Here is a 15,065-nt window from a genome sequence, read left to right on the forward strand (position 1 = left end):
ATCTGTAACACTATAATAATAGGAACAATATTCCATGAAGAGAATTTCATTGTTAGTAGGTTTTACAATTTTACTTTCAGGCTGTGCTGCCATGAGTGTTGAACAATGTAAAACTGCAAATTGGTTTAATGTTGGAGAAAAAGACGGTGCAGCAGGACAGGAATCTCGATTAGATAAATATTATTCTTCTTGCCAAAAAGCCAATATTGTGCCGAATCAAAAGCTTTATGAACAAGGTTACCAAAAAGGTTTGGGTTATTACTGTCGACCAGAGATCATTTTTAATGAAGCGTTAGAAGGGCGTGGTGATTTTCGTATTTGTCCGTTAGAAAAACGTGAATCGTTGCGAATATATTATCAAGTTGCAAATGACTACTACCAAGCAAATTCGGAGTTTGATCGCTCACAAAATGACATTAACTATTATTTAAAAGAGTTAGAGCGTAAAGACTTATCTGTTAAGGATCGTGATGATTATAGAAAACGTTTATATGATTTGCGCATCAATAGCAGCAGAGTTCAATCACGTTATCAAGATGCAGTTCGAAATTTGGAACGTTTTAAAGCTGAACGTGGGTTACGTTAATATTTCGAAGTCAATAATGCATAGTTCTAGCTTAGAAAATTAGCTCTAATTCTTCTAAGCTAATCAATATTTTCAAAATAATAAGTTGCCCATTTTTATGTTTCGACCATCTACGAAATAAAAATTGAGGCATGAAGAGTTTATTTTTGTTGATTGCTTTATAAATTTTTAAAGTTAAAAATAAATTTGGAAAAATTCTATCTAATCAAAAGGGTATTTATTAATTTCTAAATTCGTTATAAATATAGATTTAATGTTTCATCATATGATTATAAATAATTAAAATAAAAACCCGAACCATGTAAACATGATTCGGGCTGGGAGATTGAAGACTTAAATTAGTCTTCAGATAAAGTCATTAAACTCGCATTACCACCGGCAGCAGCAGTATTTACGCTAATAGCGCGTTCAATGACTAGACGTTCTAAAGGAATCTGCTCATCTTTCTTGAGATGAGTAATGCCCACGATTGCTCCAGAACGGTTCGCAATTTTAGTTTGTAGTTCAGTCAATTGGTCAACGGAACCATGATGTAAAACAGCATCAAAAGCATCTTTTTCAATGTTTGATATTACTGTGATTGCAGATAACACATCTTTTGGTAAAGATTTCTGATGTTTGGCGAAGAAAGCATTATCTTTAGTTACAGCAGCAGTACTACTTACGGCGAAAATCGCTAGTAACTGTTGTAACTGGCTTGCTTCATCATCTGCGATAGAAAGCACACGATGACGAGGCAAGATAATGTATTGATTGCTTTCACCTGTTGGGCCTTGCAACTCGTAGAACTTACCAACACCAAATGCTGGAATTGTCGGAATTGCGTGAGGCATGTTTTGCTTAGCCCAAGTCAACAAGTTCTGGTAAGCAACATTTGATACAGCATCAAACTGAGAGATTTCAGCTTTAACCGCAAAAGGTGTTGCTAAAACTTTCTCTGAACAATGTTCCATTAAGCGGTACATATACAGTGGACCACCGGCTTTCGGACCAGTACCAGACAAGCCTTCACCACCAAACGGTTGTACACCTACCACTGCGCCGACGATGTTACGATTGATATATAAGTTACCCACTTCAGCACGTTGGATCACTGTGTTAATGGTTTCATCAATACGAGTGTGTAAACCCATGGTTAAGCCATAACCTTTAGCATTGATGCGATCAATAAGTTGCTCAAGTTCACCATATTTATAGGTAATGATGTGCAAGACAGGACCAAAAACTTCGCGCTCTAAGTCATCAAGATTTGGTAATTCAATCGCAGTTGGCGGAACAAATGTACCTTGTGCAAGTGTCTGTTGGCTTGCAGCATCGTTAAACATCAACTGATGAACAGGGTAGCCCTTAGATTTCATCTTTTGAATGTGCGTATCGATAGTTTGTTTCGCTTCAGTATCGATGACAGGACCAATGTCAGTTTTTAAGATTGCAGGGTTACCTACGATCAACTGTTGCATGGCACCTTTCAACATTTTGATGACGGTTGCAGCGCTGTCTTCTTGCACACATAAGATACGAAGTGCAGAACAACGTTGACCAGCACTGTCAAATGCAGAACTGACGACATCGAGAACCACTTGTTCAGTGAGTGCAGAAGAATCTACGATCATCGCATTTTGACCACCTGTTTCCGCGATGAGCGGGATTGGTTGACCATTTGGAGATAAACGTTTTGCCACAGTTTTTTGCAAGATTTTTGCAACTTCTGTCGAACCCGTGAACATGATACCTTGAATGCGATCATCTTGGCTAAGTTGGGCACCAACAGTTTCACCACGACCCGGAAGAAGTTGAACAACGCCGTGTGGCACACCAGCTTCCCAAAGCATTTGAACGGCTTGCGCTGCAATGAGTGGTGTTTGTTCTGCTGGTTTGGCAATAACACAGTTACCACTGACCAATGCAGCAGCAATTTGACCAGAGAAAATCGCAAGAGGGAAGTTCCATGGGCTAATACATAAGACTGTACCTAATGGTTTTATTTGCGCATTTGCAGGCAAGTTTTCGATTTGTGTCGCGTAGTAACGCAAGAAATCAACGGCTTCACGAACTTCTGCAATGGCATTAGCATAAGTTTTACCACTTTCACGGCAAAGTAATACCATTAATTCTTGGATGCGAGCTTCCATTAAATCTGCAGCGCGTTTTAAGCAAGCTGCACGTTCAACTTTATGTGTTGCAGCCCAGCTTTGTTCAGCTTGTACAGCTGTTTCTAATGCCAGTTGTACATCCGCGCTAGTCGCTTCATTCACATGACCGACAATTTCACTATTTTGTGCAGGGTTTGTAATTGCAATCGCATTACTTTGATCGTGAACTGTTGATTCAAAACCAAGTAAAGGTGCACTTTTCCAAATATGGCTACGTAGTTTTTGTGCTGTTGTATCTAATGCAACTAAAGGTTGATCGTTATTTAAATCAAAACCTTTTGAGTTCGGACGTAATGGGTAAAGATCATGCGGAAGTGGAATCGCAGGATGTTTTAAACCAATCTGACCTTCATCTTTCGCAGCAGTTTGAATATCTTTGATTGGAGACTGAATCAATTCTTCAACTTTTAACGTCTTATCAGCAATACGGTTTACGAATGACGTATTTGCACCATTTTCAAGTAAACGACGGACTAAGTAAGCCAATAAAGTTTCATGGTTACCCACTGGCGCATAAACGCGGCATGGCACACCAAGTTTATTGTCTGCTTTTGAACCGACAACTTGTTCATACAAAGGTTCGCCCATACCGTGTAAGCATTGGAACTCGTATTGACCTGGATAATATTTGCTTGGGTCTGCAAGTGTATAAATCGTTGCAAGTGATTGTGCATTGTGCGTTGCAAATTGCGGGTACACTTGATCTGGTGCAGCAAGGAGCTTCTTCGCACAAGCAATGTATGACAAATCAGTGTGAACTTTACGAGTAAACACAGGGTAGTCAGTCATGCCGTCAATTTGCGCTTTCTTGATTTCGCTATCCCAATATGCACCTTTCACCAAACGGATCATGAGGCGTTTGTTACTACGTTTTGCAAGATCAACGATGTAATCTACCACGTAAAAACAACGTTTTTGATAAGCCTGAATAACGAAACCAATGCCTTTCCAATTCGCAAGTTTTGGTTCGAAACATAAACGCTCAAGCAGTTCGAGTGAAATTTCTAAACGTTCAGATTCTTCAGCATCGATGTTTAAGCCGATGTCATATTGTTTTGCTAAGCATGCAAGTTCGAAAACTTTGTTGTAAAGCTCATGATGTACACGATCAATTTGCGCACGTTGGTAACGTGGGTGTAAAGCAGAGAGCTTAATCGAGATACCAGGACCTTCATAAACACCACGCCCGTTTGATGCTTTACCAATGGCATGAATCGCTTGAGTGTAATCGTTATAATAACGCTCAGCATCATGGTCAGTTAGCGCAGCTTCACCGAGCATATCGTATGAATAGCGGAAACCTTTGTGTTCAAATGGTTTTGCATGCTCAAGTGCTTCCTCGATGGTTTCACCCGTAACGAATTGCTCACCCATCATACGCATCGCGACATCAACCGCTTTACGAATGATGCCACGTCCACTGCGAGCGAGAAGACCTGTTAAAATACTTGATAAACTGGTTTGTTTAGGTGTTTCCATTAACTTGCCAGTAAGCATTAAACCCCAAGCAGCGGCGTTTACGAACATCAGATTACTTTGACCTAAATGCTCTTTCCAGTTGCCTTGGTTAATTTTGTCACGAATTAATAAATCACGTGTTGCTGTATCTGGAATACGAAGTAATGCTTCTGCCAAACACATCAATGCCACACCTTCTTGTGAAGAAAGTGAGAACTCTTGGAGTAAACCTTGAACAATACCTGCTTTTCCAGCCGAGCTTTTACGTTCACGTAAATTATGTGCAAGACTGAATGCTAATTCATAAATTTTTTGATCAAGATCAGGAGAAATATCTGCTGCTTCTGCAAGTTGTTTAACCGCTTCAGGCTCAGCACGTCGCCAAGCTGTATTAATGCGTTGCTCAAACTCACTTTTTTCTTTAAATTCGGTGATATAACCGTCTGTGTGAGCTGTGTCCATTTGTGCGGGAGTATCCAATGTATTCATACTAAATTCCAATAACAATCTCTAGAACATATTGAGTAGAGAGGTTTAGATAATTTATGATTACAGAATAAAACCCGAGTAACTCACTATAATTTACCTATTTTTTAGAGGAAAATTCAGTTGAATGGCCCTATTTATACATTAGATCGTACCGATCTGAAAATTCTGGATATTCTTCAAACAGATGGAAGAATTTCCAACAGTAAATTGGCGGAATTAGTGAACCTTTCGCCGACTGCCGTCATGGCCCGTGTGCAAAAGTTGACGAAGGATGAATTTATCTTGGGATATGAGGCAAAACTCAATCCGAATAAGTTAAATGCGAGTTTTCTTGTGTTTGTTGAGGTACTTTTAGATAAAACCACCCCAAATGTGCTCGAGGATTTTATTGATGCAGTGACACAATATCCAGAGATTGTTGAGTGCCATATGGTGAGTGGTGGCTTTGACTTTTTGATCAAATTGCGTAGCGCAGGGATGGAGGAGTTTCGTCGTATTGCAGGGCAAATTTTATGGCAACTTCCTGGAGTGAAAGAAACGCGTAGTTATCCTGTGATGCAGGTTGTAAAAGACAGCTCTAAAATAAAAATTAAATCAAGAACCAAATTTTAATAAAAGATCAAATAAAACAAAGGGGCTCGAAAGCCCCCTTAAATTTTACTCAGAAATCTTATTTCATTTCTCTCGTATAGATTTCATCTGCTTGTTCAAAACGACCAGTCACAGTTGCGTTAGGTGCTTTACCAAGTAAGCTCACCACAACAATACTGATCAAGGCAAAAATGAAACCAGGAATAATTTCATAAATACCAGTACTAGCAAATACATTTTTCCAAACAATCACTGTAACTGCACCGATCACCATACCCGCCAAAGCACCGTTTAGCGTCATACGTTTCCAGAACAATGACATGATAATCAATGGACCGAAAGCAGCACCGAAGCCAGCCCAAGCATAAGAAACTAAGCCAAGTACTTTACTATCAGGATTTTGGGCTAAAGCAAGCGCTAACATTGCAACTGCAAGTACCATTGCTCGACCAATCCAAACTAACTCTTTTTGAGTTGCATTTTTACGGATCAAGCCTTTGTATAAATCTTCAGTTAATGCGCTTGAACATACTAATAACTGACAACTTAAGGTACTCATGACTGCTGATAAAATTGCAGCAAGGATCACACCAACAACCCAAGGGTTGAATAAAATTTTAGTGAGTTCCATAAATACTGTTTCAGGGTTAGCTGTTACAACCGCGGCAAATTCAGGATGTTGGTGGAAATAAGCAATCCCGACAAAACCAGAACCAACTGCACCTGCCAAGCATAAAATCATCCATGTCATACCGATACGACGAGCAGCAGGGATTGATTTAACAGAATCGGCAGCCATAAAACGAACTAGAATGTGAGGTTGTCCAAAATAACCCAAACCCCAAGCAGCTGCAGAAAGAATACCAACAATACTTAAATTTGAAACAAAATCATAAGCATGTGGGCGTGCACTCTCAACAATTGCTGTAAATTCTTCGACACCAACACCCAAAGACATGTATGTGACGATAGGCAGAAGCAATAACGCAAAAATCATCAAACCAGCTTGGAATGTATCAGTCCAACTGATTGCCAAGAAGCCACCGATACAAACATATCCGATTGTTGCAAACGCACCAAGCCATAAAGCGGTTTGGTAAGGTAAGTGGAACAATGTTTCAAATAGACGTGCACCAGCTACCATGCCAGAAGCACAATAAATCGCAAAAAAGATGAGAATAATCAGTGCGGAAGTTACACGTAAGATCTTTTTCTGGTCATCAAAACGACCTGTGAAATAATCTGGTAACGTAAGCGCATTATTCTGAACCTCAGTATGAACGCGTAAACGCCCAGCCACGAGATACCAGTTGAGCCATGCACCAATGATTAAGCCAATTGCAATCCATGATTCAGATAAGCCTGTCAAATAGATTGCCCCAGGTAAACCCATGAGTAGCCAGCCACTCATATCGGATGCACCCGCAGATAAAGCGGTAACGAAACTACCTAGGCTTCGTCCTCCAAGAATATAATCATCAAGGTTTTTGGTAGAAAAATAGGCGTATAAACCGATACCAAGCATGGCGATAATATACACCACGAACACAACAACAGTGGGATTCGAAAAATTCATAATGGATGCCTGTCCTTACATATCCATAACTGTGCAATCCCATCTGAATAGACAAAAATGATTCACTATTCTAACAAGACTGATAAGGCCACAGATTCAAGCACGAATGATTTTTAAAATACTGTTTTGTTTTTGTATGTTGTTTGTATATTTTATGTAATTTAAATTAAGTGTATGAATCTTAATTTTTAAATCTAAAAAAGCTCACTTTTTTTTAAATGAAATATAGATTTTTGCGGCTTAAAAATAGGCTATATGTTTCAAATTATTGCAGCGGTAAAAAATTGATAGTAATAACAGGCATTTTTGAACAGAAAAATAGAGTGAAATGACAACACATGTTGTTACAAAAGCAACAATGCAGAGAAATTACATTATAAAAAGCTCGTAATGTTAAGCAATTCTGCTAATGAAAATTTATTTGAAATCTTCCATATTATTTCTTTGCACCATTAGGGTGCATTGTCTGAGAGAAATGGAAAGTGGACACGGTTCAAGCAGCAACCATAAGAATAGAGCATGATTTACTTGGCGCAAAAGAAGTGCCAATGGATTGTTATTACGGAATTCATACTTTACGCGCAATTGAAAATTTCAAAATTTCTTCGCAAAAAGTTGGACAAAATAGTCACTTTATTCGTGCGTTAGCACAAGTGAAGAAAGCATCTGCTCAAGCGAATCTAAGTTTTAATAAATTAACAGAAACTCAAAGTTTGGCGATTCAGCGAGCTTGTGATGACTTAATTAATGAAACACAGAAATGGCAAGACTCATTTCCAATTGATATTTATCAGGGTGGGGCTGGCACGTCGATTAATATGAACACTAATGAAGTCATTGCCAATATCGCACTTGAATCATTAGGTCATCAAAAAGGTCAATATGACATCATTCACCCGAATGATCATATCAACAAATCACAATCAACGAATGATGTGTATCCTACCGCGATTCGTTTATCGACTTATTGTTCTCTAGATGCATTATTTACACAAATGGATAAATTGATTACTTCATTTGAGAATAAAGCAATCGAGTTTCGCTATATTTTAAAAATGGGGCGTACCCAACTCCAAGATGCTGTGCCGATGACACTTGGGCAAGAATTTCACGCATTTGCAACTTTATTAAAAGAAGATGTTCGTCTGATTAAACGTACACGCGAGTTATTGCTTGAAGTAAATTTAGGCGCAACTGCAATTGGTACTGGTGTAAATACACCTAAAGGCTATGCTGTAAAAGTAGTTTCGTGTTTGAAACAAATTACAGGTTTAAATTTAGTTGGTGCTGAAGACTATGTTGAAGCAACCAGTGATTGTGGCGTCTTTATTATTTTATCGAGTGCCTTAAAACGTCTTGCATGTAAACTTTCGAAGATTAGCAATGATTTACGTTTGCTAAGTTCAGGTCCTCGTACTGGTTTGGGTGAAATCCAATTACCTGAATTACAAGCTGGCTCATCAATTATGCCTGCAAAAGTAAATCCTGTTATTCCAGAAGTTGTAAATCAGATTGCATTTAAGGTGATTGGTAACGATCTTACGATTACATTTGCAGCAGAAGCAGGACAGTTACAGTTAAATGTCATGGAGCCTGTGATTGCAATTTCCCTCAATGAATCAATTGAGCTATTAACCCATGCGATTCAAAGTTTGGATGAAAAATGTGTACGTGGAATCAAAGCACATGAACAAGCCTGCCATGATGCAGTCATGCGTAGTGTAGGGATTATTACTTTGCTCGATCCTTTATTAGGTCATGCTTTGTGCGATGAAATTGGTAAGCAATGCATTGCAGAGAATAAAACTATTCAGGAAGTTGTGCTAGAGCGAGGTTTACTCACACAGGTTCAACTTGATGAAATTTTCTCTTTTGAGAATTTGGTTTCAGAAGTAGATGGTATTCAGGTTGATTATGTTGCTTAATTAATTAAGCATAAATAAAAAGCCCAGTTCTTAACTGGGCTTTTTAATGTTTAAATTTATTTAAAATTACAAACCTGATTCATATTCACTATGTGAAAGGAGCTTTTCTACATCAGCAATATTGTCTGGTTTGATTTTATAAATCCAACCTTTACCATACGGTTCTTCATTAACAAAATCTGGATCATCTTCAAGCGCTGCATTCACTTCAACGACAGTACCTGAAATAGGGGCATGGATGTCAGATGCAGTTTTAACAGATTCAACAACACCTGCTTGTTGTGTTGCAGTCACATGACTACCGACTTCTGGTGTTTCAACGTAAACTAAATCACCTAACTCCAACTGAGCATGGTCACTGATTCCAGTAACAACTAAATCACCTTCGATTCTTACCCATTCGTGTGTTCGTGCATATTTTAAATCTGCTGGATGATTCATGACAACTCCTTAAACAATCTGTCGTATCATTTTATTTGGCTTTATACAGGTTTTTTAGTTAAAACAAAAGTGTTTATAAATGAAGCACTTTGCAATATTACAAATAAGGGTCTTTACGCCAGTTACTCGGACTGCGTCCACTCCAGCGCTTAAATGCACGGCTAAAATTCGCTACATCAGAATACCCTAATTCATCAGCAATTTGTTCTAAACTATAATCTGTTCTGGATAGTAAAGATGTTGCATGACGATAGCGTACTTCATCTACCAAGGTAGAGAAGGATGTGCCTTCAGCTGCTAGCTGACGTTTTAGAGTACGATCTGACATATGCAAACGTTCAGCAACACTCTCGATGCTTAAATAATGCTGTTCTGAATTGGTTAAAATATCACGTACGCGCATTGCAAGGCGACGACGTTCGCCTAAAGCAGAAAGTTCAGTTTCACACTGATTAATTGCAATTTGGCTGGCAATCGGATCCGCATTGACCATTTTTAAACCGAGATATTTTTTATCAAAACTCGAAATTAAATGTGGCTGATTAAAACGTACTGTACTGGTTAATTTATCACGATATTTATCAAAGCCCACAGGCTCAGGGAAATCTAAATCAACTTCACCCTTTAAGTCTTCAATTCCTGTTAAGGCTTTTGCCATGGTCATAATGCCAATCGTTAAACCTAAGATAATTTCAGTACGTAATGGTTCAACTTCAATATCACATTGCAGTTGTAAGGTTGCTTTAGGTCCAAAAGTAGAGAAATAAAGTTGCAAAAAAGGTAAGCGTAATTGAATAAAACGGCTTGCAAGTGCAATTGCATCGGTAATGTCATGCGCAGTCATAATGGCATAACCAATAAAACCATGAATAGAAATACGCATTTGCGTACCTAGGTGAAATCCTAATGTACTTTCACCTGTTAAACGCAAAGAATGTTTAACTAATTCATTCGCAATAGGGGTAGGAATTCGATAATTTGGGTCAGCTAATTGCTCACTAGTTAAATGAAAAGGAGCAAATAAGGTTTCATCGCTATATCCCCAGCGTGAAACAACATCTAATAGCAGTAAGCCATAGACGCCTGGTATACCTTGATCTTGACGAGTTGAAGTTGCTTTCATGTGCTTTCCGTGGCGCTCATCAATTTTGCCAATATCTTTTAAACATTTAAGTCTGAAACATCTTTACACGAAATAAAATAATCAATCATAAAAATTGTTGGACAAAAGAGTCACCCAATCTCCAAAATTATGCTGCTTTTCTAAAGACCATTATTTTGGTTGTTGATATTAATAGCACATCGCCATGTTGGTTCAAAGCTTGCGTAACGTAACTGACGATACCACGATCAGTTTTGGTTTTAGATGGCACGATTGCAGTAATTTCAATTTCTACATGGATTTTGTCACCAACACGGGTGGGGCGTGGCCAACGAAGACTAGATTCTGAACCCAGTAAACCACCTGCAATTGGAAAACATTCGGTCCATAAACGCATTGTGATTGCTGAGGTATGCCAGCCACTGGCAGCTAAACCTTGAAAAATAGGATGTTGTTCAGCTGCTTGCTCATCTAGATGAAAAGGTTGAGGGTCATACTGGCTTGCAAATTGTTTCACTTCTTCAAGCGTGATTTCATAGTCACGACTAATGAAGCGATCTCCAATATTTAAGTCTTCTAAATACAACATTATTCTGTGTCCTGAGCCACTACTCGTTGCTCAACTAAAAAACCACCTGTTTGGCGTTTCCATAATTGTGCATACAAGCCATCATTTGCAATAAGCTGCTCATGTGTACCTTGTTCAGCAATTTTGCCTTGATCAAGTACAATGAGACGATCCATTTGAGCAATAGTAGATAAACGGTGTGCAATTGCAATGACCGTTTTGCCAACCATTAAGTCATTTAAACTGCTTTGAATCGCGGCTTCAACTTCTGAGTCAAGGGCACTCGTCGCTTCGTCTAAAATAAGAATAGGTGCATCTTTCAAGAAAACTCTAGAAATAGCAATACGTTGACGTTGACCACCAGAAAGTTTTACGCCACGTTCACCGACATAGGCATCAAATCCAACGCGTCCTTTCTGATCAGTCAATTGTGGAATAAATTCTTCGGCTTTGGCTTTTTTGACAGCAAGCTGAATCTCTGCTTCAGTCGCATTAGGGCGACCATATTTGATATTTTCAGCTACCGTACGATGTAATAGAGACGTATCTTGAGTAACCAGTGCAATATTGGCACGTAAACTATCTTGTGTAACATCATGGATGTTTTGCCCGTCAATCAAGATACGACCCTGATTAATATCATAAAAATGCAAAAGTAGCTGAATAAGGGTAGATTTACCCGCACCAGAACGACCAACGATACCTATTTTCTCACCAGGCTTAATCGTAAGATTGAAATGATCAATTACATTTTTTTGATTATAAGCAAAACTAACATCTTCAAAACGAATTTCACCTTGTTGAACTTTTAGTTCAGCTGCATCTTTTTTATCTTGAATCTGGATGGGCTTACCTAGCGTTTTCATACCATCTTGAATGGTACCAACATTTTCGAAAAGCATCGTGATGTGCCACATGATGAATTCCGCTAGGCTATCGAGTTTTAAAACCATCGCCGTGGTTGCTGCAATTACACCAATAGCAGCTTGACCTTGTGTCCATAACCAAACAGAACTACCAATCACGCCTATAAAGAGAAAAGCACTGAGTAAACGAATGCTGATTTGGTATTTCACACCTAAGCGCATTTGTTTATAAACAGTGACCATAAACTCTTGCATGGACTCTTTTGCATACTGACTTTCACGACCAGCATGTGCAAACAATTTCACAGTTTGAATATTGGTATAAGCGTCGGTAACACGTCCAGTCATAACAGCGCGTGCATCTGCCTGTTGTTGTGAAACTTTACCAAGACGAGGAATGAAATAACTGGCAATGGCAATAAATAAGACAAGCCATAAAAGTAGTGGGACGATCAAAACAGGCGAAATAGAGCCTAATACAAAGCTAATCGTAATAAAATAAATCAGTACATAAACCAACATGTCACCAAGGATCATCCAAAATTCACGAACTGCTAATGCAGTTTGCATAACTTTGGCAGACAAGCGACCAGCGAAGTCGGTATGGAAAAAATCTAAAGTTTGTTGCAATAATAAGTTATGGAATAACCAGCGCATACGCATTGGAAAATTACTAAATAACACTTGGTGTTTGACAATAGATTGCAAACTTACGAAGAAAATATTTGCGAATAAAATACTTATGAGAATAGTTAAATTTTGATGATTCGTTTCTAAAAAGGTATTAGGCTGACTTTTAGTGAGCCAATCAACTAGTTTACCAATATAAGAAAAGAATAATGCCTCAAAGCACGCTGCAGCAGCTGTACAAGCAATAAGTAAAAAGAGGAATGGTCTGACCCCTTTCGTTGATTGCCAAACAAAAGCAAAAAAAGTAGTCGGTAATGGTTTGTTTAAATCTTTCGTTGGGTAAGGATCAACTAATTTTTCAAACCAACTCAGCATTACACTTATCCTCTGATGAAATTCTAATTCAGCTAGTTCAGTAGCATATCAGAAAATTAGCTTTAGAGATGAAAAGAGCGAATGTTGCTTAGTTCACGAAAGGATAATTAAATTCCCAATTTAATTTCGAAAATAGTTTATCTCAAATAATATTTGTTATTAATTTTTTCTTAACAAATAATATGGTAAATGAAATTGCTAAGGAATTATTTCAATAGATCATTAGCAATCCAAATGATTGATATTAACGAATGGTGTAAATGGTATCGAAGTTAACATCCACTGAACAAATAAGTAAATTACAAATTAAATTATTGTTTAGTAGGTTTGAAATTTGATTACTTAGATTCATTTCAAATGCTGTTAATTCTCTCATGATTATTTGGCATGCGCTATTAAATTCATGAATATTCCAGTCTTTATTAAATAAAAATTTTATAGCGTTTAAATTGTTTAATTCATACATCAAGGTGTGATGAAGTGAGAATCCTTTATCATCAACTATATTTGAACTTTGGAAGAGAATTGGTTCGAGTTGATTCGCTTTGATGAGCATTAATGAATCAATTATCTTGTCTTTAAGCTCATTATTTAAGCTATTAAAGAAACCAAAAGAAAATGTTGCAATGACCGCAGCATCCATCCAAAGTGTAGATTTATGACTCATTTTTTCTAAATGAAGTTCTATAAATTCACATTGATTTCCGATATTCTCAGTTTGGGAGAAAAATGAGTAATCTTTTTCATTTTTGAATTTTATTGCTGAATGAGGCATCTTCTAACTCATTATTACATTAATTAACAATATTGATACATAATGGTTTTTTTTAAATTAAAATTCAATAGGTTTTATTAATATTTATTTCCTTTGATTGGTTATTGATCCAAAAATGCCTATTTGATCAATCTTTCTATTCGAAAAGTTATAATAAGTTAACTATATTAAATTAATATGAAAGGTATTTAATAATATTTAAAACTTAGGGGTATTATCTAATTTTTTATAGAAACTGCGAACGAGATCTAAGTTTTATATTCAAATAACAATCAGTAGGATAGAAAATTTCTGTCTTTTCCCTACAAGTGTTTAGGAGATAAAACTGATATAAGTGATAGACATTTTAGATGTATGTTGAACGAGTCGGTTTGATACGAAAGATAGGGAACCTAAGCGAGCAGTTAACGGGCTATGGATTGGTAATCGAGAGGAGTGTACTCACTTAGAGTTCTATTTGTCTCATAGAGGAAGAGCAAGACACTAGACAATTATTTAAAAATTCATTTGAAATACAGCTTTTATAGTGAAAAATCAATGCATGAAACGTAATACAAGGCGTATACTCAAATGAACCATTACAATCACATAGGATTAGAAATGCTTCTTAAATTTGCGATTCGCTTTATGGCTGTCCTCCTTTCAGTACTTATCTTGGCTGCTATCGTTATTCAGTTCTTTTTCTCAAGCAAATTAACCACAGATTTGTGGATTATTGTGGTTCCTGTGATCTTAGGTATTCCAATTCTTACCTCTGTCGTAATTGCTAAAGACGATGAGTTAAGCATTCATTGATACATACATGAATAATTAAAGTAACTATTTAAAAAAGCCCAGGCCAATGGGCTTTTTTAATATTTTAAACAATCCAAGCCCTGTTTGATAATTTTACATTGTTTGATGAACGGTCATAATCAAGCGATGGTTGGTACTGGTAATAGTTGTTAAAAAAATAGATAATTGTGATGTAATTCACAATTAGGATAAGAAATGTTTAAGATCTTGGGGAATTTAACAGTTTGTATGCTGTTTATTACGGGTTTGGTATTTTTAGTGATTGGAACTTCGTCAACAGATGCGCTTCTGATTGCGGTTTCATTCGCTTTGATGACGGCATCTTATCTACTTGCATCAGAATTCAATATAAATCTGCTGAATTGGAATAAATAACAATAAATTTAGCTGAAGAATTTTTGCGGAAATTCTTCAGCAATTCATTAGGTATCAAAATTGAAGAATGTAAAAAAATCGAAAACATAGAAATTGATTTTTAGCTTAAAGTCTTGAAAATAATTATAAATATTGATTTTACAAAGTACTCAATAATTAATAATTCTTAAGAACACGTCGTAAGGTTGTTGAGTAGAACTAATAAATAGATCTGACTAAGCGAAAACTAGTAAGTCATACAAAGCGTAAAGTTTTCCAACTTTAGAGATTTCATTGCACTTCAAAAAATCTAGCTCTTTAAATAACTAGAACGTCCGTTATAGGTGGAATTTTTATGATTTTCCTGAAAAATTAGTTTCG

Annotated in this window: 12 protein-coding genes; 5 read left to right on the top strand and 7 right to left on the bottom strand. The window is 37.1% G+C overall.

Annotated elements, in window-relative coordinates; genetic code table 11:
* The first annotated feature begins 34 nt into the window (after window positions 1-34).
* A complete protein-coding gene (locus tag AC0JIQ_RS07030) occupies window positions 35-586 on the top strand; it encodes a DUF2799 domain-containing protein (RefSeq protein ID WP_474203092.1) in 552 nt (183 codons plus the stop codon).
* A 338-nt stretch (window positions 587-924) separates the two neighbouring features.
* On the opposite strand, the gene putA is transcribed toward AC0JIQ_RS07030, so the two are convergent.
* Entirely contained in the window at window positions 925-4,686 is a 3,762-nt protein-coding gene (gene putA, locus AC0JIQ_RS07035) for a trifunctional transcriptional regulator/proline dehydrogenase/L-glutamate gamma-semialdehyde dehydrogenase (protein WP_474203093.1), read from the bottom strand.
* A gap of 120 nt (window positions 4,687-4,806) precedes the next feature.
* On the opposite strand from putA, the gene AC0JIQ_RS07040 reads away from it, so the two are divergent.
* Complete coding sequence (locus AC0JIQ_RS07040; protein ID WP_004662457.1) at window positions 4,807-5,298, top strand: Lrp/AsnC ligand binding domain-containing protein; 492 nt, start codon at window positions 4,807-4,809, stop codon at window positions 5,296-5,298.
* Between the two features lie 58 nt (window positions 5,299-5,356).
* Here the strand turns inward: AC0JIQ_RS07040 and putP are convergent, their stop codons facing one another.
* Window positions 5,357-6,853: a sodium/proline symporter PutP gene (gene putP / locus AC0JIQ_RS07045; RefSeq protein ID WP_474203094.1), complete on the bottom strand. Its 1,497-nt coding sequence runs from the start codon at window positions 6,851-6,853 to the stop codon at window positions 5,357-5,359.
* Between the two features lie 482 nt (window positions 6,854-7,335).
* On the opposite strand from putP, the gene aspA reads away from it, so the two are divergent.
* The gene (gene aspA / locus AC0JIQ_RS07050; RefSeq protein ID WP_474203095.1) at window positions 7,336-8,778 is read left to right on the top strand and encodes an aspartate ammonia-lyase; all 1,443 of its coding nucleotides are present in this window, start codon (window positions 7,336-7,338) and stop codon (window positions 8,776-8,778) included.
* A gap of 66 nt (window positions 8,779-8,844) precedes the next feature.
* On the opposite strand, the gene gcvH is transcribed toward aspA, so the two are convergent.
* The 5 genes from gcvH to AC0JIQ_RS07075 form a co-directional block, all read right to left on the bottom strand.
* Complete coding sequence (gene gcvH, locus AC0JIQ_RS07055) at window positions 8,845-9,219, bottom strand: glycine cleavage system protein GcvH (protein WP_474203096.1); 375 nt, start codon at window positions 9,217-9,219, stop codon at window positions 8,845-8,847.
* 97 nt (window positions 9,220-9,316) lie between these two features.
* Window positions 9,317-10,342: an AraC family transcriptional regulator gene (locus AC0JIQ_RS07060; RefSeq protein ID WP_474203097.1), complete on the bottom strand. Its 1,026-nt coding sequence runs from the start codon at window positions 10,340-10,342 to the stop codon at window positions 9,317-9,319.
* A gap of 127 nt (window positions 10,343-10,469) precedes the next feature.
* Window positions 10,470-10,910, bottom strand: a complete 441-nt coding sequence (locus AC0JIQ_RS07065; protein WP_004662447.1) for a MaoC family dehydratase — start codon at window positions 10,908-10,910, stop codon at window positions 10,470-10,472.
* Complete coding sequence (locus AC0JIQ_RS07070) at window positions 10,910-12,760, bottom strand: ABC transporter ATP-binding protein (protein ID WP_474203098.1); 1,851 nt, start codon at window positions 12,758-12,760, stop codon at window positions 10,910-10,912. Before AC0JIQ_RS07070 ends, AC0JIQ_RS07065 begins: the two co-directional genes overlap by 1 nt.
* 244 nt (window positions 12,761-13,004) lie before the next feature.
* On the bottom strand, window positions 13,005-13,535 hold the full coding sequence (locus tag AC0JIQ_RS07075; RefSeq protein WP_474203099.1) for a hypothetical protein: 531 nt from the start codon (window positions 13,533-13,535) through the stop codon (window positions 13,005-13,007).
* A gap of 600 nt (window positions 13,536-14,135) precedes the next feature.
* Between AC0JIQ_RS07075 and AC0JIQ_RS07080 the strand changes: the two genes are divergently transcribed.
* Window positions 14,136-14,330: a hypothetical protein gene (locus AC0JIQ_RS07080; RefSeq protein WP_050039636.1), complete on the top strand. Its 195-nt coding sequence runs from the start codon at window positions 14,136-14,138 to the stop codon at window positions 14,328-14,330.
* Window positions 14,331-14,525: 195 nt separating this feature from the next.
* Window positions 14,526-14,705: a hypothetical protein gene (locus tag AC0JIQ_RS07085; protein WP_050039638.1), complete on the top strand. Its 180-nt coding sequence runs from the start codon at window positions 14,526-14,528 to the stop codon at window positions 14,703-14,705.
* Window positions 14,706-15,065: the final 360 nt, after the last annotated feature.

It is taken from the genome of Acinetobacter sp. FB, from assembly GCF_056033405.1.

Bases quoted from the DNA above. Each gene is read 5' to 3' on its own strand.
- AC0JIQ_RS07065 (WP_004662447.1), bottom strand. From the start codon at position 10,910: ATGTTGTATTTAGAAGACTTAAATATTGGAGATCGCTTCATTAGTCGT.
- AC0JIQ_RS07085 (WP_050039638.1), top strand. From the start codon at position 14,526: ATGTTTAAGATCTTGGGGAATTTAACAGTTTGTATGCTGTTTATTACG.
- AC0JIQ_RS07070 (WP_474203098.1), bottom strand. From the start codon at position 12,760: ATGCTGAGTTGGTTTGAAAAATTAGTTGATCCTTACCCAACGAAAGAT.
- AC0JIQ_RS07060 (WP_474203097.1), bottom strand. From the start codon at position 10,342: ATGAAAGCAACTTCAACTCGTCAAGATCAAGGTATACCAGGCGTCTAT.
- AC0JIQ_RS07075 (WP_474203099.1), bottom strand. From the start codon at position 13,535: ATGCCTCATTCAGCAATAAAATTCAAAAATGAAAAAGATTACTCATTT.
- AC0JIQ_RS07080 (WP_050039636.1), top strand. From the start codon at position 14,136: ATGCTTCTTAAATTTGCGATTCGCTTTATGGCTGTCCTCCTTTCAGTA.
- AC0JIQ_RS07030 (WP_474203092.1), top strand. From the start codon at position 35: ATGAAGAGAATTTCATTGTTAGTAGGTTTTACAATTTTACTTTCAGGC.
- putP (WP_474203094.1), bottom strand. From the start codon at position 6,853: ATGAATTTTTCGAATCCCACTGTTGTTGTGTTCGTGGTGTATATTATC.
- putA (WP_474203093.1), bottom strand. From the start codon at position 4,686: ATGAATACATTGGATACTCCCGCACAAATGGACACAGCTCACACAGAC.
- gcvH (WP_474203096.1), bottom strand. From the start codon at position 9,219: ATGAATCATCCAGCAGATTTAAAATATGCACGAACACACGAATGGGTA.